Source organism: Mycobacterium sp. D16Q16 (genome assembly GCF_002013745.1).
GTDB lineage: Bacteria > Actinomycetota > Actinomycetes > Mycobacteriales > Mycobacteriaceae > Mycobacterium.
Genome location: NZ_MAEY01000005.1, coordinates 56,279 through 75,057, shown reverse-complemented (window position 1 = coordinate 75,057; position 18,779 = coordinate 56,279). Strand labels below are relative to the sequence as shown.

The window sequence follows — 18,779 nt, the reverse complement described above, 5'->3', positions numbered from 1 at the left end:
AATTGACCAAGTGTGTCTGGGCGGTTGACGTTCCACAGCACAGCCTATCCAAAGTGACCGGCAAATGAATGAATGATGCAGCTACCTGGGCGCAAGCAGGGCAAATGTGACCCGCGGCACAATGTCGGCCACCGTTTGAGATCTGTAGCATTGCTCACTATTGGGTCTAGTTTGCCTTGAGAGGAGCCGCATGCGGGTCGACGGGGACACCTGGGACATCACCTCCAGTGTGGGCGCGACCGCTCTCGGGGTGGCGGCCGCACGCGCTACCGAGACGCTGCGCGCCGACGCGCTCATCAGCGATCCGTTCGCGCAGATACTGGTCGACGCGACCGGTAGATCGACGGGCTGGGAGCGGTTGGCGACCGGCGACATCGAGTGGCCCGATCCCGAGGCGGGCCGGATCTACGGCCGGATGGTCGACTACCAGGCCACGCGCACCAGTTTCTTCGACGCCTACTTCCTGGCCGCGACCGCAGCGGGTGTCCGGCAGATCGTGATCCTGGCTTCGGGGCTGGACTCCCGCGCATACCGTCTCGACTGGCCGGCCGGCACCACGGTGTTCGAGATCGACCAACCCCAGGTTCTGGAGTTCAAGGCCTCCGCCCTCGCCGCCCATCAACCGAAGGCGCAGCGACGTGGCGTGGCTATCGATCTCCGCGAGGACTGGCCGGCCGCGCTGCGTGCGGCCGGGTTCGATTCCGGGCAACCCACCGCGTGGCTTGCCGAAGGTCTGTTGCCGTATCTGCCCGCCGACGCTCAAGACAGCCTTTTCGTGAATATCGGTGTGTTGAGCGCCCCGGGTAGCCGCATTGCGGTGGAGGGATACGAGGGGAAACTGGTTCTGGACGAGAGCGAGGAGGAGGCGGCCCGCCGGGAGCAGGTGCGTGCCGCATTCAAGACCGCCGTCGATGTCGATGTCACGATCGAGAACTTGATTTACGAAGACGAGAACCGGGCCGACCCCGCGGAATGGCTTGGGGCACACGGATGGTCGGTGACCAAGACCGATGCGCACGACGAGATGGCGCGACTGGGCAGACCGGTGCCCGAGGATATCGAGCAGGGGACGTTCCGCGGCCAGCTGATCCAGGGAGAGCTCCGGTGACCGACACGACCACCGCCCGTTCGGATGATGACAGCTGGGACATCGCGAGCAGTGTGGGAGCCACCGCGGTCATGGTGGCCGCGGCGCGAGCGGCTGAAACCCGCAGTGAGACGCCGCTTATCAAGGATCCGTTTGCGCAGCTCCTCGTCGAGCGTGCGGGTGCCGGGTCCTGGTCGGTGATCGCGAGCGATGAGCTGCGCCAGCAGCTCGCCAAGCTGGATCCGGAAGCCGACCGCCTCATGCAGTACGCGGTGGACTACCAGGCTGTCCGCACACGTTTCTTCGACGGATTCTTCGAACGGGCGTCACGCGCGGGGATAACCCAGGTGGTGATCCTGGCCGCCGGCCTGGATTCTCGTGCGTATCGCCTGGACTGGCCTGTCGGCACCACCGTGTACGAGATCGACCAGCCGCTCGTGCTGCAGTACAAGCGCCAAACGCTCGATGAGCACGATGTGCGTTCTGCCTGTCTTCGCCGGGAGGTGCCAGTCGATCTTCGGCAGGACTGGCCGGCGGCGTTGCAACAGGAGGGATTCGACGTCGCATCGCCGACGGCATGGCTGGCGGAAGGCCTGCTCATGTATCTGCCGACCGAGGCGCAGGACCGACTGTTCGAACTGATCGTGGATCAGAGTGCACCGGGCAGCAGGATCGCCGTCGAGGCCGTCGGGCCCGACAACGCCAAGCGGCATGAGTTCCGCAGCAAGATGCGCGAACACTTCGACCGGGCCCGCAAGTTGGCGGGAATGGACGGCGAGTCCCTTGACGTCGGATCGCTGATGTACCACGACGAGAACCGCACCGATGTCCCTCAGTGGCTCGCTGGGCGTGGGTGGACGGTTCGGGCGATTCCGGCCGAGGTGGAGATGTCCGATGCGGGCCGCCTGGCCTACAGCGAAGAGGACTTGCGCGGGAACACCCTGATAGAAGCCGAGCTCAAGGGCTGACGGAGCTCGGCCCTCAGGGGTGCGGGGTTCTCAGGTCCCAACTGGTTGGTTACCATCGGTGATACAGCTCACTTAGCTGCCATCGCTCGTCCGTGTACGCGTGCGTGACCTGCGGAGATGTGCTCATTGATGAGCGTGCCATCGAGAGGAACGGATATGACCACCGAGATCTCTACGCCCGCCGACCAGGACGCCGCGTCCGAGCCCTCGCGCATTCCGGGGATTGTCCGGGGCCTGCGCGAGACCTTCGCGACGGGTAGGACTCGCGAATACGATTGGCGCAAGGCGCAGCTCGTCGGCCTGGAGCGACTCTTCACCGAGAACGAGGCCGCGATTGCCGCCGCGTTGCACGAGGACTTGGGGCGCTCCTCGGCCGAAGCCTGGATCGCCGATGTTGTCGGGTCGGTCGTCGAGGTCGTCTACGCCCGCAAGAACCTCCGGCGCTGGATGCGACGCAAGCGGGTCAGAGGTCTTCCGCTGGCCCAGCAGCCGGCCAAGGCGTGGTCGGTACCTGAGCCGTACGGCACAGTCCTCGTCATCGGTGCGTGGAACTTCCCCCTGTACCTGACGCTCGGCCCTGTGGTCGGCGCACTGGCGGCGGGCAACACCGTGGCCATCAAGCCCTCGGAGATCGCGCCCGCTTCATCGGCGTTGATGGCCAAGCTCATTCCGCAGTACCTCGACCCGCACGCGGTGGCCGTCGTCGAGGGCGACGGCTCGGTGACGCAAGAACTGCTGGCGCAGGGTTTTGACAAGGCCCTGTTTACCGGTGGCACCGAGATTGGCAAGCGCATCCTGGAAGGCGCTGCACAACACCTGACACCAGTCGCACTGGAATTGGGTGGCAAGTCGCCCGTCTACGTGGCTGCCGATGCCAACATCGAGGTCGCCGCGCGCCGCATCGGATACATGAAGGGCCTCAACTCAGGCCAGGTGTGTTTGGCGCCCGACTATGTCCTCGTCGACCCGGCGGTTCGCGATGAGCTGGTCGAAAAGATCACGGCGGCCTGGGCGGAGTTCCAGGCCGACAAGGAGTCCAAGGGACTGCGCGTTGTCAATCAGCGCCAGTTCGATCGCTTGGTGGGTTACCTGGCCGCGACCGAAGGAGAGGTTGCCACCGGCGGCGCCTCTGATGCTTCCGCGCTCACCATCGAGCCGACAATCGTGGTGGATCCGAGCGCGGACGAGCCGCTTATGCAGAACGAGATCTTTGGTCCCATCCTGCCGGTGCTGACCGCCGAGTCTCTTGACGACGCCATCGACTTCATCAATTCTCGGCCAAAGCCGTTGGCGGCCTACGCCTTCACGGAGTCAAAGCGGATTGGCAACCGATTCATCGATGATGTACCTGCCGGTGGCACGGTGATCAATCATCTGCTCTACCACGCTGTTATCCCGAACCTGCCCTTTGGCGGTGTCGGTGCCAGCGGTATGGGCGCCTACCACGGCAAGGCCGGCTTCGACGAGTTCAGTCACCTCAAGTCGACGCTGTACAAGAGCACCAAGATGGACCTCAAGCTGCCGTACCCGCCGTATCTGGAGAAGAACCTTAAGTTGATGAAAAGACTTATGTAGTTAAAGGTTTCGTCGTCCGCATTATTCAGCAACCCAACGAAGTGCCAAGTGAATAGGAGTTCTGCATGCCGGGAGTGCAAGACCGGGTAATTGTCGTGACCGGAGCCGGCGGGGGGCTGGGCCGCGAGTACGCGCTCACCCTCGCCAGCGAGGGCGCCTCGGTTGTCGTCAACGACTTGGGTGGTGCCCGCGACGGATCCGGCGCCGGGTCTGCGATGGCCGACAGCGTGGTTGACGAAATCAAGGCTGCTGGGGGCCGTGCTGTCGCCAACTATGACAGCGTCGCCACCGAAGAAGGCGCGGCCAACATCGTCAAGACCGCTCTGGACGAGTTCGGTGCCATTCACGGTGTGGTGAGCAACGCCGGCATCCTTCGGGACGGCACGTTCCACAAGATGACCTACGACAGTTGGCATGCGGTGCAACAGGTTCACCTGTACGGCGGGTACAACATCACCCGTGCCGCCTGGCAGCATTTCCGGGATCAGGGTTACGGCCGCATCGTGGTCGCTACCTCGACCAGCGGTTTGTTCGGCAACTTCGGGCAGGCCAACTACAGCGCGGCCAAGCTCGGCCTGGTCGGGCTCATCAACACCCTCGCGCTGGAGGGTGCCAAGTACAACATCCACTCCAACGCGATAGCGCCTATCGCGGCCACCCGCATGACCGCCGATATCGCCCCCGAGGCCGTGTTGGACAAGCTGCCACCGTCCTTCGTCGCGCCCGTCGTCGGATACCTGTGCACTGAGGAAAGTACTGACAACGGTTCGGTTTTCGTGGTCGGCGGCGGCAAGGTGCAACGTGTCGCGCTGTTCGAGAACGCTGGTGCGGACTTCGATGCGCCGCCCACCGTGGACGAGGTTGCCGAGAAGTGGTCGCAGATCGCGGATCTTTCCAACGCCGTCAAGGCCGGCCCTCCCTCGCTCGCATGAAAGCGATACAGGCACAGTCGTTATCGGGCCCGGAAGGGCTGGTCTACACCGACGTCGAAGAGCCGCGCGGTGACAACGTCGTTGTCGTCGACGTCAAGGCCGCGGGGGTCTGCTTTCCCGACTACCTGATGACCAAGGGCGAGTACCAGCTGAAAATGGAGCCGCCCTTCGTTCCGGGCATCGAGACCGCCGGGGTGGTGCGCTCGGCCCCGGAGGGGTCCGGCATCAATCCCGGCGACCGGGTGATGGCCTTCAATTTCATTGGCGGGTATGCCGAACGGGTGGCGGTGGCACCGTCCAACATCCTGCCGACCCCGCCCCAGCTGGACGATGCCGAGGCCGTCGCCCTCATTGCCAACTACCACACCATGTACTTCGCCTACGCCCGCCGAGGGCAGCTGCGCGCGGGGGAGACAGTGCTGGTACTCGGTGCTGCGGGCGGTATCGGTACCGCGGCGATCCAGATTGCCAAGGGCATGGGCGCCAAGGTCATTGCCGTGGTTAATCGGACTGCCGCAACGGAATTCGTCAAGAGTGTCGGCGCCGATATCGTCCTGCCGTTAGAAGAGGGCTGGGCCAAGGCGGTACGCGAGGCAACCGGCGGGGTCGGTGTCGACATGGTGGTGGACCCCATCGGTGGGCCCGCCTTTGACGACGCGGTGCGCACGCTGGCCTCCGAGGGACGGCTGCTCGTCGTCGGATTCGCAGCTGGTGCGATACCGACGATCAAGGTGAATCGCCTGCTGCTGCGCAACGCCTCGCTGATCGGGGTGGCCTGGGGTGAATTCCTGCGCACCCATACGGACTACCTGTACGAGACGCAGGCAGGGCTGGAAAAGCTGGTGGCTGAGGGTATGCGGCCGCCGGTGAGCGCGCGGATTCCGCTGTCGGAAGGCCGCCAGGCACTCCAGGACTTCGCCGACGGCAAGGTGTACGGAAAGATGGTGCTCGTACCGTGAGTACCAAGGTATTCAACGGAATTGACCAGGTCGCCGTCGGCGACCTGGGGGTCACCGATTGGCTCTTGGTCGATCAGGAGCGCGTCAACACCTTCGCCGATGCCACCGGCGATCACCAGTGGATACACGTCGACACCGAACGGGCCGCCGATGGCCCGTTCGGTGGCCCCATCGCGCACGGGTTGCTCACCTTGTCGTTGCTTCCACAGTTTCAGTTCCAGCTGATCCGGGTCGACAACATCGCGATGGGGATCAACTATGGGTACAACAAGATTCGGTTTCTGAACCCGGTCCGGGTGGGATCGAGGTTGCGGGCCCGTGCTGAGGTGACCAATGTCGAGCAGAAGCCCGGCGCCGTCGACGTGACGATCGTGACCACTGTCGAGATCGAGGGTGCCGACAAGCCAGCTTGTGTGGCCGAATCGATTTCGCGCTACATCGCGTCGCCATTCTGGAGACCGCGTTAGAGATCTGGGGACACAGGCCATTTCAGCCAGTCTGCGGAAAAGGCAAAGGTCAGCGAGGGTATGGGCGTGATACCCATTCTCGCCCAATGGAATCGCGAGCCGTCGGTTTGTCGTCCGTTGTCAAGAAGTTGGACACCGCATATCGCAGAGTGTCGAAAATCTCACCGTGATCTACGACGATGTGTAGATCACGTCAGTCAGGTGTTATGTTACTGCTCAGTTCGGGCCTTGCTTTCTCTGTGACCAGCGAAGATGGTGGGCCCGAGAGGTTTGGATGAGAGGGCATCACGTGGGTCAGCCAGCACACGGACGTGTTGCCCTGGGGTATTCGGTGCAGTCGATCGTGAGCGCGTGATGACCACCTTCGACACGGCCAGTGCAGGCCGGCCCGCCACACCGTCTCGTGATGCCGTATCCGGCGCTCTCAAGGAGTACGTCCGCAAGCATCCGGTGCAGGCGGTGGAAACCGCAGGCAGTCAGATCGTCCTCGGTGTACGGGCGATGCAGTACATGTTCTCGGACCTCGTCCACCGCGCGTTCCCGTGGAAGGAGTTCATCCACCAGGGCGCATTCATGGCGGGCAGTGCCGTGGTCCCGACGCTGCTGGTGGCCATTCCGATCGGTGTCACCTTGTCCATCCAGTTCGCCCTGCTGGCGGGCCAGGTTGGCGCGTCCTCGTTGGCAGGTGCCGCCAGTGGTGTCGCAATCGTGCGCCAGGGCGCCTCTCTGGTCGCCGCGGTGCTGATGGCCTCCGCGGTAGGTTCGGCCATCACCGCGGACCTGGGGTCACGAACCATGCGTGAAGAGATAGACGCCATGGAAGTGATGGGTGTGTCGGTGATCCGGCGGCTCGTCGTCCCGCGCGTCGCCGCCGCCGTCCTAGTCGGTGTCGGTCTCACGGGTACGACCTGCTTTGTCGGCTTCTTGGCGAGTTACCTGTTCAACGTCTACTTCCAACACGGTGCACCGGGAAGCTTCGTCGCGACCTTCGCCTCGTTCACTCGGGTCGACGATCTGATCTTGGCCCTGCTCAAGGCGATTCTCTACGGCCTAATCGTCGCCATCGTCGCGTGCGACAAGGGGCTGACGACCAAGGGCGGTCCGGCCGGCGTCGCCAACTCGGTGAATGCCGCGGTCGTCGAGTCCATCCTGGTGCTGATGCTGATCAACGTGCTCGTCAGCCAGGTGTACGTCATGGTCTTCCCACGGCATGGGATATAGGGACGCGCCGTGACTATCTCCACATACCGTCCTAAGGGCGTCCAGCCGATCATCGACGCCGGGCATCGGGTCGCCCAGTCGATTCGGCGGCTCGGTCATATGCTGGCGTTCTTCGTGGAGGCCATCGCCTCCATCCCGAACTCCCTGCGCTTCTACTCCAAGGAGTTCTTCCGGCTGCTGGCGGACGTCACCTGGGGTAACGGCTCGCTGGTCACCGGTGGCGGCACGGTCGGCGTGGCCGCCGTGCTGGGCGCCACGATCGGCGCTCTCATCGGCATCGAGGCCTACAACCTGCTGAACATCATCGGCCTGGGCCCGGCCACCGGATTCATCTCCTCTCTGGTGTCGACGCGCGAGTTGGCGCCGGTGATGGCCGCGCTCGCCTTTGCGATGCAGGCCGGTTGCCGGTTTACCGCGCAGCTCGGAGCCCAGCGCATCAACGAGGAGATCGACGCGCTGGACGCGCTGGCGATCCGGCCCATCCCCTACCTGGTGACCACCCGCCTGATGGCCTCGACCGTCGCGGTAGTTCCGCTGTACCTGCTGTGCCTGGTCATCAGCTACATCACCTGCCGCCTGCTTGTCGGGATCTCCAGCGGCGGCTCGATCGGCGGTGCCTACAACCACTACTTCACGATGATGTTGAGCGGTACCGACATCGTCTATTCGGTGATCAAGGCCGTCATCTTCGTCTGGATCGCGTCAACTATCCAGTGCTACTTCGGATTCAACGCCTCGGGTGGACCCGAGGGCGTGGGTGTGGCTGCCGGGCACGCGATGCGCGCCGCCATCACCGTCGTGATCATCGTGAACATGCTTCTCACCATGGCGTTGTGGGGAGTCGATGCCGGCGCAAGGTTCGGTGGTTGACGTGAGTGGTGGCTCATTCTCTGGAAACGGGCGCGGCTGGTCGGATCGGGCGCTGCTCCTCTCCGGTATCGCCGTGCTGGCCATCTTGGGATTGGTGACCGGGCTGCTGCTCGCCAAGTCCAAGGGCCTGCTGGAAGACACCGTCAAGGTCAACGCACAGCTCGTGAATGTCGGGGACGGTCTGCCCGAGCGTGCCGATGTGAAGTTCCGTGGCATGCTCGTTGGCGCTGTCACGTCGGTGACACCGGCCGAGGACGGCAAGCCAAACATCGTGCACATCGACCTGAAGTCCGAGCACGCCAGCGGAATTCCGAGCACGGTCACCGCCCGCGTGGTGCCGAGCAATGTGTTCGCGGTGTCATCTGTGCAGCTGGTCGACAATGGTGATGGTGCCGCGTTACGCGACGGCGCCGTCATCACCGAGGACACCAAGCTGCCGACGGTGCTGTTCCAGACCACCACGAACAAGCTGCGCCAGGTGCTGGCCGCCACTGAACGGCAACGGGGCGACGCACCGATCGGTTTGATCGGCGTATTCGGCGAGGCAACTCAGGGCCGTGGCGACAAGCTGCTGACCTCTGGTGCCCGGCTGCAGTCCATCCTCACCGAGTTCAATGCCATCGTGACCGCCAGCCCCAACGACCCCTCGACGATCGCGGCGCTGGAGAAGGTGTCGGCAGCACTCAGCACCACCTCGCCGCGGCTGTTGGACAACCTGGAGAACGCCCTGGTGCCGCTGCGCACCTTGGCCCAAAAGCAATCGGATGTGCGCGGGCTGCTTTCGGCAGGTTTGCACACCACCGGAACCGCCGCCACCGCCATCGATAACCACATCGATCAGATGATCGGCATCGGTACTCATCTGACACCGGTTGTCGGTGTCCTGGCACAGCACACAGACCAGTTCGTGCCGATCGCATCGCGCATCAAGGTGCTCTCGGACGCGATCTTCGAAAACGGATGGGATCCGGGCCGCCAGGTGCTGGGCCTGAACCTGATCCTGTCGTTCAGTCCGGCCTGGACCTATGTCCGCGACGACTGCCCGCGGTACGGAGAGCTGGCCGGGCCCAGCTGCACCACCGCACCCGAGACCCGCCAGTGGATCGACATTCCCGAGGTGCTGCAGCCTGGTAGCTACAAGCCGCCGCCGGATATCGCTCCGCCTCCGGGAACCATCTTCCCGCCGACCGCGGCCGACATCATGCTGCACGGTTCGGGTCCCAACCCGCAGGAAGTCGACCGCGCCGCGAACCCGGTGCTGCCGCCATTCGGTCCGCCGCCCAACCCGGCACCTGCCGGAGTGGCACCGGCCTCGTTCGGCGGAAACGTCGGACCGGTCGGAAGTGCGACCGAGCGCGCACAACTCGGCAAGGCACTCGGCGGGGATCCGAGTGCTTCACAGCAGCTGCTCCTGGGCCCGGTGGCCCGTGGCACAACGATCTCGGTCAGTCGTGAGGGGTCGGACACCGATTCCGGCCACGCCAATTCGGCCCAGGGAGGCGGACGATGAAGAACTTCCGGGCCGCGGTGGTCGGACTGTCATTGTTTGTCGTGTTCGCCATCGGCGTGACGACCCTGGTCTACGGAACCCTGCTCCGCGATACCACGGGCTCGACCAAGAGCTACAGCGCGATTTTCACCGATGTCACCGGTGTGCGAGTCGGCGACGATGTGCGCATCGCGGGTGTGCGCGTGGGCCGCGTTGACTCGATCGAGCTGGATGGCTCGCTCGCCAAGCTCAAGTTCCGGGTCAAGAGCAACCAGAATCTGTACGGCAACTCGATCGCCTCGGTGACCTACCAGAACATCATCGGCCAGCGGTACATCTCGCTGTCCCGGGGGCTGGATGGCAGCCCAGAGCGTTTGCCTGAAGGCAGCGTGATTCCGGTGGAGCGCACGGAGCCGTCCTTCGACGTCGGTGCGCTGCTCAATGGATTCGAGCCGTTGTTCACCCTGTTGGACCCGAAGCAGGTCGACAATCTGTCCAACGGGCTCATCGACGCCTTCGCCGGTGACAGGGGCGCGCTGGCCCATGTCGTCGCGCAGACCACCGAGATCACGAAATCCTTTGCCGGACGTGACCAGTCGCTGGGTGGGCTCATCGAGAACCTCAACACCGTGCTGGCGAACGTCGCCAAGCAGAACGACAACCTGGACCAACTGGTGGTCCAGAGTCAGAATGTCGTCGGCGAACTGGACAACCGCCGCCAGAACCTGGTCTCGTCCATCGGTTCGGCCACGCATGTGGTCAGCCGGATCCAGACCATCGGCGACAACGTGTACCCGCAGCTGCAGGAGCTCGTCTATCGCGAGCCGGGTACCGCCGCGCACATTCTTGCCAACAAGGACCAATTCGCCTTCCTGGGTTCCAATCTGCCGCTGCTCCTGAAGGGGCTGGCCCGCACCATGCAGGACGGTGCCTACGGCAATTCGTATGCCTGCCAGCTGAACATCAACGGGTTCTTCCCGGGTCTCAATGATCTGGTGCCCGCGATCGTCCGGCACGCCACGCACGGTGGCGTCGCCAAGTACACACCGAAATGCCGAGGGACCGAATGAGCCCCCGTGAACGCAGGTTAGAAGACCGGAGCAAGTTCTGGATCGGCATGATCGCCGTCGGTGTCGTCACCGCGATCATCGCGTCGATGCTGCTGTACCGCCAGATCGGTTTCGGATACACCCGGTACAAGGCCGAATTCGCGCAGGCGGCCCAGCTCAAGAAGGGCGACTACGTCAGCGTCGCTGGAGTGGATGTCGGCGAAGTCAAAAGCGTTGTGCTCGATGGCACCAAGGTGCTTGTCGACATGCGGGTGCGCGACGAGGTGAAGTTGGGTGCTGAGACGCAGGCCGCGATCAAGACCACCACGCTGCTCGGTTCGCGCTATGTCGAGTTGCGGCCTCGCGGTGCGGGCGTCATCCCGAACAAGCGAATCGCGTTGTCGCACACGGAGGTGCCATACGACCTGCAGGCGCTGCTCGCGGACACCGCTGCCACCTATGAGCAGGTGGACACGACCAAGCTGGCTCAGTCCATCGACATCTTGGCCAAGCAGCTCGACGGGCTGCCTGAGGCGCTGCCCGACGCCATGAAGAATCTGAAGGAGCTGTCGGGGATCGTCTCCACCCGGCGGACGCAGATCGGCGAGCTGCTCAAGAGTGCGTCCACCGTCACCGCCACGCTGCATCGGCAGCAGGCCAACCTCGGTCATCTGGTCTTTCAGGGGCGGGACCTGTTGGGAGAGTTCGTATCCCGTAAAGCATCGTTCCAGCGTCTGATGGCCTCGATCACCAAGGTGGTCGACCTGCTGAGCAAGGTGGTCATCAAGGACCGGCCCGCCTTCGAGAAGCTGTTGCAGCAGCTGCGGGATGTCACGGCGCTGGCCAGCGATCATGACGACTACCTACGAAACCTGTTGCAGATCCTGCCCGTGCCGCTGCGGAACCTGACCAACGCCACCGGCTCGGCATACTCCATGAACATCAACCTGACCAACGGTCTGGTCGTGGACAACTGGATGTGCGCGATCAGCAGCCGCGCCGAACAGTGGGGTCTACTCGAGTACTTCAAGGACTGCGCATGAGCGTGAACGTGACACAGCAGGGGTCCACCGCGCGCCGAGTCTTCATGATCGGCGTGGTTTCGGTGCTGGTGGTGGCCGCCGCGATCGGCGGCTACCTGGGTCTGCGCAAGGCCGGCGTAGTAGACGACAAGATCACCGTTACCGCCCAATTCGATGAAGGCTCAGGTCTTTTCGTGGGCAATGTGGTCGAGGTGCTGGGCCTGCCGGTGGGTGCCATCGAATCGGTGGAGGCCAAGGGCACGTATGTCCAGGTCAAGTTCAACGTCGACAAGGACGTCAAGGTCCCTGCGAACGTCATCGCCGCCGCCTTCACCAGCTCGGTCCTCACTGACCGGCACGTCGCATTGAGCCCGCCGTACACCGAGGGCCCGGTGCTCAAAGATGGCGATGTCATCCCGCTGGACCGCACCCGCACCCCTGTCGGATTCGACCGGGTGCTGGCGACCGTCGACAAGCTCGCGTCGGCGATGAAGGGTGACGGCAAGGGCGGCGGTCCGGCCGCCGACTTGGTCAGCATCGGAGCGCAGGCCGCCGCGGGTAACGGGGAGCAGGTCAAGACCGCCCTCGATGAGCTGTCGAAGGCACTGAAGATGACCACCGATGGCGCCGAGACCAAGGATCAGCTCACCACGATCATCAAGAGCGTGAGCTCGCTGGTGAACGCGATGGGGGAGAACGACAAGGCGATTCGTCAGTTCGGCTCGGCGGTGCACGGCACTGCCGATGTCCTGGCCGCCGAACGGCTGGGCACCGGCGACACCGGCCGCAAGACCAACGAGGTGCTGAAGAACACCGCCGAACTCCTCGAGAAGAACCGCGACGTCATCAAGGGTCTCATCGGAAACGGCAACGTCACCTTGCAGGCATTGACCGATAACCAGCGTGAGCTCAAGGAAACTCTGGATCTGCTGCCCCTGACGCTCGATAACGTGGACCGCGTTATCGACCCGGTGAACGGGTCGATCCGCCTGCACCCGCTGTTGGACAAACTGCTGTTCGAAAGCCAGTTCTCCAAGGAAATCTGCAACTTGATGGGCCTGCGGCAGCTCGGGTGCAGCACCGGCACGCTGGCCGACTATGGCCCCGATTTCGGGCTGACCTACATGCTCGACGGCATGGCCAGGATGGGGCAGTGATGAGCCGCTTGAAGGTTTCCAAGACGAGGGTTGCCGCATTGGCTGCGGTCGGGGCTCTCGCCGTATCCGCCTGCACGCCACCGGGACTCGATAGTCTGCCGCTTCCGGCTCCGAACATGGGCTCGCAGTCCTACCAGCTGACCGCGCGGTTCGCCAACGCGCTCAACCTTCCCGCGAAGGCCAAGGTTCGTCTCGGTGGCGCCGATGTCGGCGAGGTCGAGTCGATGGACGCCGTCGACTACGTGGCCGTGGTTCAGCTGCGTATCCGTGAAGGTGTGCGGTTGCCCGTCGGAACCACGGCACAGCTGCGCACGGCCACCCCGCTGGGCGATGTGTTCGTCGCCGTCACCCCACCCACCAAAGGCACGGGCCAGCTCCTCAAAAACGGGGGCACTCTGGACCTGGACAACACCTCATCGGCGGCCACGGTGGAAGGTGTGCTCGCGTCCGCGGCCGTGCTCGTCAACGGTGGCGTCATTCGCAATCTGACGCACGTGGTGAACGGGCTCGGCAAGTCCTCCGGCGGTAATGGCAGTAACGGCATCGTGTTCGGTGAGATCGTGAAGCAGTCCGATCAGTTGATGGGCACGCTGAATGGCCGGTCGGCGCAGATCCAGAACTCGTTGGACAAGACCTCTCAGCTGGCCTCGACACTGTCGGCGCGGGAGAAGACGATCAACGATCTGCTGGAGGCAGGCGCACCGGCGCTGAAGGCGATCGATCCCGATCAGGTCGGCGATCTTGCCGATACCGCGGGCCGCATCTCCGATCAGCTGGCGAAGTTCCCGTCCATCCAGGGCACCGACACGCGCAGCATGATCGCCGATTTCAACTCGCTCGCACGGGGCTTCAACGACATCACGGTGAGCCCGGACACCAGCTTGGTCGCGCTGAACCGGTTGATCCCGATGTTGATCAAGGCGAATGCCGGTAGCGGCCTTGCCGTTGACGTCAACATGGCCAAGCTCGCGCTGGGCAACTGGCCCGATGCCGGGTACAAGGGTGACCCGACCTTCCACGGCCCCAAGCAGGCCGACTGGGGTTACCTCGTCGGTAGCTTCAAGTACTCGCTGTACCGGTTGCAGGAACGGGTTGTGGGGCAAGGGCCGAACCCGCCTGCCCCGGCACCCGCGCCGGAAGCTCCGCCCGCGCCCGCCCCGGCGCCTGAACCAGGACCGGGCCGATGACCGCGCCCGCGACTGGCCCCGCACAGTCCAATGGTCTGCTGGAATCGATTTCCCGTGGACTGCTGGCGGTATCCGACGTCTTCAAGCGCAGCTGGAAATGGCTGTCCGTGGTCGGGTTGGTGGCCATCCTCGTCATCTGCGTCGGGTACGTGATGTTCGGGACGTTGAAGGTCAATCCGATCGAGTCCAAGTACCGGGTAAAGGTGCAGCTGCACGAATCCGGTGGGCTGCTGCCGAATCAGGAAGTCACGCTGCGCGGAGTGCCGATCGGCCGCGTGCAGTCCGTCAACCTGGAGAAGGGCGGCGTCGTCGCGACCGCTGCGATCGACGGCGCGGTGAAGCTGCCGGTCAACAGCGAGGTGCGCGTCTCCGGGCTGTCGCCCGCCGGTGAGCAATACCTCGACTTCCGCCCAACGACGAATGACGGTCCGTTCCTGGGGAACAACAGCGTTGTTGCGCTGGGCCAGGCCACCACTCCGATTTCCCTCGCGCAGGTGCTGGCGGATTCCGATGGGCTGCTGGCACAGCTTGATACCGAGAAGCTGAGCACCATCCGCAAGGAACTCGGGGTCAGTACGCAGGGCCCGGAAAAACTTGCCGATATCTTCGATGGCGGCACGTTCCTCATCACGACCCTCGATGGTGTGCTGCCGGAAACGGTGACCCTGTTGAAGTCGAGCAAGGTGACTTTCTCGACGCTCGTCGACCTCAACTCGGGATTGGATGCGACCGGCCAGCAGCTGGGCAGCACCTTCAGTGGGCTGAAGAAGATGGACGGCGGCTTCCGGACGCTGCTCGGGCGGGCCCCGCAGACACTGCACGGTGTGGACAATCTCTTCACCGATAACTCCGACACCATGGTGCAGCTGTTGGGCAATCTCGCGACGGTCGCTCAGCTGAACTATGTCCGCGTCCCCGCGCTCAATGCGCTGTTCCCGGGCCCGGAGGTGCGTGGTTCTGCGCTGGAGAGCGCGGCGACAATCTTCCATGATGGCGCCATCTGGGCACTTGCCGACCTGCTGTATCCGCGGCCGACATGTGATTACGTGACGCCGCGTAAGCCCGTCTCGGACGCCAGCTTCTATGAGCCAGCGCTGTACTCCACGTACTGCGCCAACCCCGACCCGGCGATGCTGGTTCGTGGTGCGCGCAACGCACCGCGTCCGGCCGACGACGACACCGCGGGCCCGCCGCCCAACGCGGACCTGGCGAAGGTGGCCGATCCAACGCCACGGGGCAAGTGGAGCGTTCCGACGCCGTATGGTGGACCGCAGTGGCCTCTCCCGATTCCCGGCGATGCACCATTACCCCCCGATGCGCCTGCGCCACCGCCCGGTTTCGGTAATACTCCACCCACCGGACGCTAGGCGCGCTCGGACAGGTACCAGCACGACGCGCAAGGAGCACAACCATGGCAGATGACGCTGCCGGCAAGGACGCCAAGAAGGCGGATGAGTCCGCGGTGACCTCGGATACGGAGAAGGCCGAGGAATCTTCGACTCCGTCGACACAGGCCGAATCGACGCCTGACGAGGCCACCGATGCCGAGGCGGCTGCCAAGGATTCCGACGACTCCGATGACGAGGACATCAGCCTCGAACCGGATGAAGAGGAAAAGAGTCCGAGGAGCATGCAGCGCCGGCACTGGGCCTGGACCGCGGCCGCAGTCGTGGTGATCGCGATCGCCGCCGGGACCGCCGTCATCGGGCGGCTCTACGAGGAGCAGCGCGCGGAAGAGCGGTCTTCCCGTGAGGCCCTCACCGCGGCTCAGGAATTCGCCGGGGTACTGACCAATGTGGACAGCGCCAAGCTCGACGACAACTACAACAAGACCATGGACGGGTCCACCGGCAAGTTCAAGGACATGTACGACAAGTCCAGTGCGCAGCTGCGGCAGATCCTGGTGGAGAACAAGGCCAGTTCACGCGGGGTCGTCGTCGACTCCGCCGTGAAGTCGGCGACGCCGGACAAGGTTCAGGTGCTGTTGTTCATCGATCAGTCGGTGTCCAATGTCGCGGTGCCGGAGCCTCGCATGGACCGCAGCCGAGTCCAGATGACGATGGAGAAGATTGACGGGCGCTGGCTGGCCAGCGATGTCGAGCTGACCTAAGACAGTCATCCGATGGCTATCGGTGGACTGCTGCTTGTCGCTCTGGGGATCGCCATCGGAATGGTCGGCATCGTGGTGCCGATGGTTCCCGGAACAACCCTGGTGGTGCTCTCCATCGGCGCATGGGCGCTTGTCGAATCCACCACGAAGGCCTGGGTGGTCCTGGGCATCGTGGCGGCGCTCGCCGTCGCGACCACAGTGGTCAAGTACGTGTGGCCCGCTGCGCGCATGCGCGAGGCCGGGGTGCCCACACTGAGCCTGGTGCTTGGCGGGGCGGCGGCGATCGTCGGGTTTTTCGTGATCCCGGTGGTGGGGTTGGTGATCGGCTTCGTGCTCGGCATCTACCTCGCGGAGTTCCTGCGACGTAACAGCCAGAAACAGGCATGGGGTGCCACCGTCACGGCAGTGAAGGCGGTCGCCACCTCGATCGGTATCGAGATGGTGGGTGCGATGGTGTCGGCAGGTATCTGGCTCGGCGCCGTACTGACCTGAATCGTTGACTAGGTGAGCGCTGTCCGCAGCGCCGTAAGACCTTCGCCGTCGACCCCGGCAGCCGTCAGCATCGCCTCGGGTGATCCGAAAAGCCTTGTGATTTCACGGAATCCAGTCTCAAGATACTCCTCGCGAACGCCAAGCACCTCATCGGAAAGCATCGCGGCCATGGTCTGCGCAAGCTCGGGTTCGGCGGCATCCATCTGTGCGGAGATGTGGGCCCGCATCGCCGCGATCGCGGTATTGCTGCGCAGGTAGTCCGCTGCGATATCGGCGTAGTCGATGCCGACCGAGTGCAGCACCACCCCGATGAGGAGTCCGGTCCGGTCCTTGCCTGCCGCGCAGTGCACCAAAGCCGTTGCGCCGCTCGCGAGTTGATCGGTCACCGCCTTGAGGGCGACGAGGGTGCCAGGAAGTTCGACGAACCGGCGATACTCGGCCAGCATGAACTCCACCTGCGACGCCGGGTCCGGACCACGGCCCGAGGTCATGCTGGTGATCATCATCTGCCGGTAGGCGATTTCATGAGGAGCGCGTTCTTCCCCGGCCGCTGGGGTGGCGAAGGGAACCTCGTGGACCCGGATTTCGCCGTCCACGCGATCGGAACCGGTGCGTGCAATCTCGGTGGGACTGCGTAGGTCATAGAGGTCGGTGACGCCGAGGGCGCGCAGGGCCTGGGCCCCTGCCGCGGTCAGACCGCTCAGCTCAGAGGACCGGAACAGCACCCCGGGCCTGAGGGTGACCGGTGAATCCGAACCGCCGACATCCCGGAAGTTCCAGATGCCGTCGATGGGGCTGTGCGCGGGGGAAGCGGTCGATTCGGCGTTGGAGATCGTCACACCCCCACGGTAGCGGGCGCCTTTTCGACGGCGCTCTCGCCCGGTTTGTGGCGGAATAGCAGGAAGAACGCGATCGCGACTACCAACGAGTAGCCGGCGAAGCTCATCCAGATGCCGTGCCAGTCCTTGCTCTGATCCGGATAGGTGAAGAAATACTCGATGACGGCGCCACTGATGAGACTGCCGAGCATGGCACCCACCCCATTGGTCATCAGCATGAACAGGCCCTGCGCGCTCGCCCGGATCGCGGGATCGCACTGATCCTCGACGAACAGCTGGCCCGACACGTTGAAGAAGTCGAAGGCCATGCCGTAGACGATGCAGGACAGCACGATCATCCAGAGGCCGTCTCCGGGGTTGCCGTAGGCGAACAGGCCGAAGCGCAGTGTCCACGCCACCATGCTCATCAGCATGACCGTCTTGATTCCAAAGCGGCGCAGGAAGAATGGGATCGCCAGTATGAACAGTGTCTCGGAGATCTGAGAGATGGACATGATGATGGCGGGATGCTCGACGGCGAAGAGGTTCTTGTACTCGTCGATGCTCGCGAAATCATGTAGGAACGTGTCGCCGTAGGCGTTGGTGAGTTGTAGGGCGCCGCCGAGCAGCATCGCGAAGATGAAGAAGATCGCCATCGTGCGGTGGCGGAAGAGGGTGAAGGCGGTGAGCCCGAATCTGTCGGAGAATGTGGTGCTGCGCGTGCGGTCCAGCTTCGGTGGACAGCTCGGCAGCGTGAAGGCGTAGAGCCCCAGGAGTAGCGCAGCGGTCCCGGCGACGTAGAACTGGCCGACCGAGGTCTCCAGCTTCAGCAGGCTCACCGTGTGCAGTGCGGCGATGAAACCGACGGTGCCCCACACCCGGATCGGCGGGAAGCTGACAACGGTGTCCTTGCCAGCGGCTTTGAGCGCGTTAAAGGCGACTGTGATGGCCAGGGACAGCGACGGCATGTAACACAGCATGTTGAGCAGCAGAACCCAGAAGAAGAGGGTGGGGCTGTTCACCTGGGTCAGGCTGAAGAGCGCTGCGGCGCCACCGAGATGTAATATCCCGTAAAGTTTTTCGGCATTTACCCACTTGTCAGCGATCACCCCCATGAGGGGCGGAGTGAGGATCGCGGCGATACCCATGGTCGAGAAGGCGGCACCGAAGTGCGCACCCGACCAGTGTTTGTTGTTGAACCAGTACGCCCCGAGCGTCAGCAGCCACGCTCCCCACACGAAGAACTGCAGGAAGTTCATGACGATGAGGCGGGTAGAGAGGTTCATTGGACACCAATACTGGGGGACATCGGCCCAGTTGGCAGCGTGAACGGTTAAGGAATGTCACGGCCCCTCGCTCGTGGTTTGTGCGGTCGG

General features: G+C 63.9%; 18 protein-coding genes. 16 read left to right on the top strand and 2 right to left on the bottom strand.

All coding sequences use genetic code 11. From position 1 onward, the window contains the following. Window positions 1-190: 190 nt before the first annotated feature. The 16 genes from B4394_RS07710 to B4394_RS07635 all read left to right on the top strand — a co-directional run bounded on the left by B4394_RS07710 (window position 191) and on the right by B4394_RS07635 (window position 16,585). The gene (locus B4394_RS07710) at window positions 191-1,108 is read left to right on the top strand and encodes a class I SAM-dependent methyltransferase (RefSeq protein ID WP_078312197.1); all 918 of its coding nucleotides are present in this window, start codon (window positions 191-193) and stop codon (window positions 1,106-1,108) included. Continuing rightward, entirely contained in the window at window positions 1,105-2,055 is a 951-nt protein-coding gene (locus B4394_RS07705; protein WP_078312198.1) for an SAM-dependent methyltransferase, read from the top strand. The genes B4394_RS07710 and B4394_RS07705 overlap by 4 nt, the downstream gene beginning before the upstream one ends. 156 nt (window positions 2,056-2,211) lie before the next feature. Further along, window positions 2,212-3,630, top strand: a complete 1,419-nt coding sequence (locus B4394_RS07700) for an aldehyde dehydrogenase family protein (protein ID WP_078312199.1) — start codon at window positions 2,212-2,214, stop codon at window positions 3,628-3,630. 65 nt (window positions 3,631-3,695) lie between these two features. Beyond that, window positions 3,696-4,562 (top strand): SDR family oxidoreductase, encoded by an 867-nt coding sequence (locus tag B4394_RS07695; protein ID WP_078312200.1) that lies wholly within the window; start codon window positions 3,696-3,698, stop codon window positions 4,560-4,562. Continuing rightward, window positions 4,559-5,521 (top strand): NADPH:quinone oxidoreductase family protein, encoded by a 963-nt coding sequence (locus tag B4394_RS07690; RefSeq protein WP_078298153.1) that lies wholly within the window; start codon window positions 4,559-4,561, stop codon window positions 5,519-5,521. The genes B4394_RS07695 and B4394_RS07690 overlap by 4 nt, the downstream gene beginning before the upstream one ends. Further along, window positions 5,518-5,988: a MaoC family dehydratase gene (locus B4394_RS07685; protein WP_078314657.1), complete on the top strand. Its 471-nt coding sequence runs from the start codon at window positions 5,518-5,520 to the stop codon at window positions 5,986-5,988. Before B4394_RS07690 ends, B4394_RS07685 begins: the two co-directional genes overlap by 4 nt. Before the next feature lie 354 nt (window positions 5,989-6,342). Further along, window positions 6,343-7,209 (top strand): MlaE family ABC transporter permease, encoded by an 867-nt coding sequence (locus B4394_RS07680; RefSeq protein WP_078312202.1) that lies wholly within the window; start codon window positions 6,343-6,345, stop codon window positions 7,207-7,209. 9 nt (window positions 7,210-7,218) lie between these two features. Further along, complete coding sequence (locus B4394_RS07675; protein ID WP_078312203.1) at window positions 7,219-8,079, top strand: MlaE family ABC transporter permease; 861 nt, start codon at window positions 7,219-7,221, stop codon at window positions 8,077-8,079. A 1-nt stretch (window position 8,080) separates the two neighbouring features. Beyond that, window positions 8,081-9,589 carry an MlaD family protein gene (locus tag B4394_RS07670; RefSeq protein ID WP_078312248.1) on the top strand — a complete coding sequence of 503 codons (1,509 nt, stop codon included), beginning with the start codon at window positions 8,081-8,083 and terminating at the stop codon, window positions 9,587-9,589. Beyond that, window positions 9,586-10,638 carry an MCE family protein gene (locus tag B4394_RS07665; RefSeq protein WP_078312204.1) on the top strand — a complete coding sequence of 351 codons (1,053 nt, stop codon included), beginning with the start codon at window positions 9,586-9,588 and terminating at the stop codon, window positions 10,636-10,638. The genes B4394_RS07670 and B4394_RS07665 overlap by 4 nt, the downstream gene beginning before the upstream one ends. Beyond that, window positions 10,635-11,660 carry an MCE family protein gene (locus B4394_RS07660; RefSeq protein WP_078312205.1) on the top strand — a complete coding sequence of 342 codons (1,026 nt, stop codon included), beginning with the start codon at window positions 10,635-10,637 and terminating at the stop codon, window positions 11,658-11,660. Before B4394_RS07665 ends, B4394_RS07660 begins: the two co-directional genes overlap by 4 nt. Next, the gene (locus B4394_RS07655) at window positions 11,657-12,796 is read left to right on the top strand and encodes an MCE family protein (protein WP_078312206.1); all 1,140 of its coding nucleotides are present in this window, start codon (window positions 11,657-11,659) and stop codon (window positions 12,794-12,796) included. The genes B4394_RS07660 and B4394_RS07655 overlap by 4 nt, the downstream gene beginning before the upstream one ends. Next, window positions 12,796-13,983 carry an MlaD family protein gene (locus B4394_RS07650; RefSeq protein ID WP_078312207.1) on the top strand — a complete coding sequence of 396 codons (1,188 nt, stop codon included), beginning with the start codon at window positions 12,796-12,798 and terminating at the stop codon, window positions 13,981-13,983. The genes B4394_RS07655 and B4394_RS07650 overlap by 1 nt, the downstream gene beginning before the upstream one ends. Continuing rightward, window positions 13,980-15,350, top strand: coding sequence for an MlaD family protein (locus B4394_RS07645; RefSeq protein ID WP_078312208.1), 1,371 nt, complete (start codon window positions 13,980-13,982; stop codon window positions 15,348-15,350). The genes B4394_RS07650 and B4394_RS07645 overlap by 4 nt, the downstream gene beginning before the upstream one ends. A gap of 44 nt (window positions 15,351-15,394) precedes the next feature. Next, the gene (locus B4394_RS07640; RefSeq protein WP_078312209.1) at window positions 15,395-16,093 is read left to right on the top strand and encodes an Rv1363c family protein; all 699 of its coding nucleotides are present in this window, start codon (window positions 15,395-15,397) and stop codon (window positions 16,091-16,093) included. A gap of 12 nt (window positions 16,094-16,105) precedes the next feature. Next, window positions 16,106-16,585 (top strand): DUF456 domain-containing protein, encoded by a 480-nt coding sequence (locus tag B4394_RS07635; protein ID WP_078312210.1) that lies wholly within the window; start codon window positions 16,106-16,108, stop codon window positions 16,583-16,585. Between the two features lie 8 nt (window positions 16,586-16,593). Here B4394_RS07635 and B4394_RS07630 read toward each other — a convergent pair whose 3' ends face one another. Both B4394_RS07630 and B4394_RS07625 read right to left on the bottom strand, forming a co-directional pair. Further along, window positions 16,594-17,424, bottom strand: coding sequence for a tyrosine-protein phosphatase (locus B4394_RS07630; protein WP_078314656.1), 831 nt, complete (start codon window positions 17,422-17,424; stop codon window positions 16,594-16,596). Beyond that, window positions 17,421-18,689, bottom strand: coding sequence for a nucleoside permease (locus B4394_RS07625; RefSeq protein WP_078312212.1), 1,269 nt, complete (start codon window positions 18,687-18,689; stop codon window positions 17,421-17,423). The genes B4394_RS07630 and B4394_RS07625 overlap by 4 nt, the downstream gene beginning before the upstream one ends. Window positions 18,690-18,779: the final 90 nt, after the last annotated feature.

Excerpts from the sequence above, each read along its gene's own strand:
- B4394_RS07710 (WP_078312197.1), top strand. The coding sequence starts at position 191 with ATGCGGGTCGACGGGGACACCTGGGACATCACCTCCAGTGTGGGCGCG.
- B4394_RS07700 (WP_078312199.1), top strand. The coding sequence starts at position 2,212 with ATGACCACCGAGATCTCTACGCCCGCCGACCAGGACGCCGCGTCCGAG.
- B4394_RS07695 (WP_078312200.1), top strand. The coding sequence starts at position 3,696 with ATGCCGGGAGTGCAAGACCGGGTAATTGTCGTGACCGGAGCCGGCGGG.
- B4394_RS07690 (WP_078298153.1), top strand. The coding sequence starts at position 4,559 with ATGAAAGCGATACAGGCACAGTCGTTATCGGGCCCGGAAGGGCTGGTC.
- B4394_RS07680 (WP_078312202.1), top strand. The coding sequence starts at position 6,343 with ATGACCACCTTCGACACGGCCAGTGCAGGCCGGCCCGCCACACCGTCT.
- B4394_RS07665 (WP_078312204.1), top strand. The coding sequence starts at position 9,586 with ATGAAGAACTTCCGGGCCGCGGTGGTCGGACTGTCATTGTTTGTCGTG.
- B4394_RS07660 (WP_078312205.1), top strand. The coding sequence starts at position 10,635 with ATGAGCCCCCGTGAACGCAGGTTAGAAGACCGGAGCAAGTTCTGGATC.
- B4394_RS07655 (WP_078312206.1), top strand. The coding sequence starts at position 11,657 with ATGAGCGTGAACGTGACACAGCAGGGGTCCACCGCGCGCCGAGTCTTC.
- B4394_RS07650 (WP_078312207.1), top strand. The coding sequence starts at position 12,796 with ATGAGCCGCTTGAAGGTTTCCAAGACGAGGGTTGCCGCATTGGCTGCG.
- B4394_RS07645 (WP_078312208.1), top strand. The coding sequence starts at position 13,980 with ATGACCGCGCCCGCGACTGGCCCCGCACAGTCCAATGGTCTGCTGGAA.
- B4394_RS07640 (WP_078312209.1), top strand. The coding sequence starts at position 15,395 with ATGGCAGATGACGCTGCCGGCAAGGACGCCAAGAAGGCGGATGAGTCC.
- B4394_RS07635 (WP_078312210.1), top strand. The coding sequence starts at position 16,106 with ATGGCTATCGGTGGACTGCTGCTTGTCGCTCTGGGGATCGCCATCGGA.
- B4394_RS07625 (WP_078312212.1), bottom strand. The coding sequence starts at position 18,689 with ATGAACCTCTCTACCCGCCTCATCGTCATGAACTTCCTGCAGTTCTTC.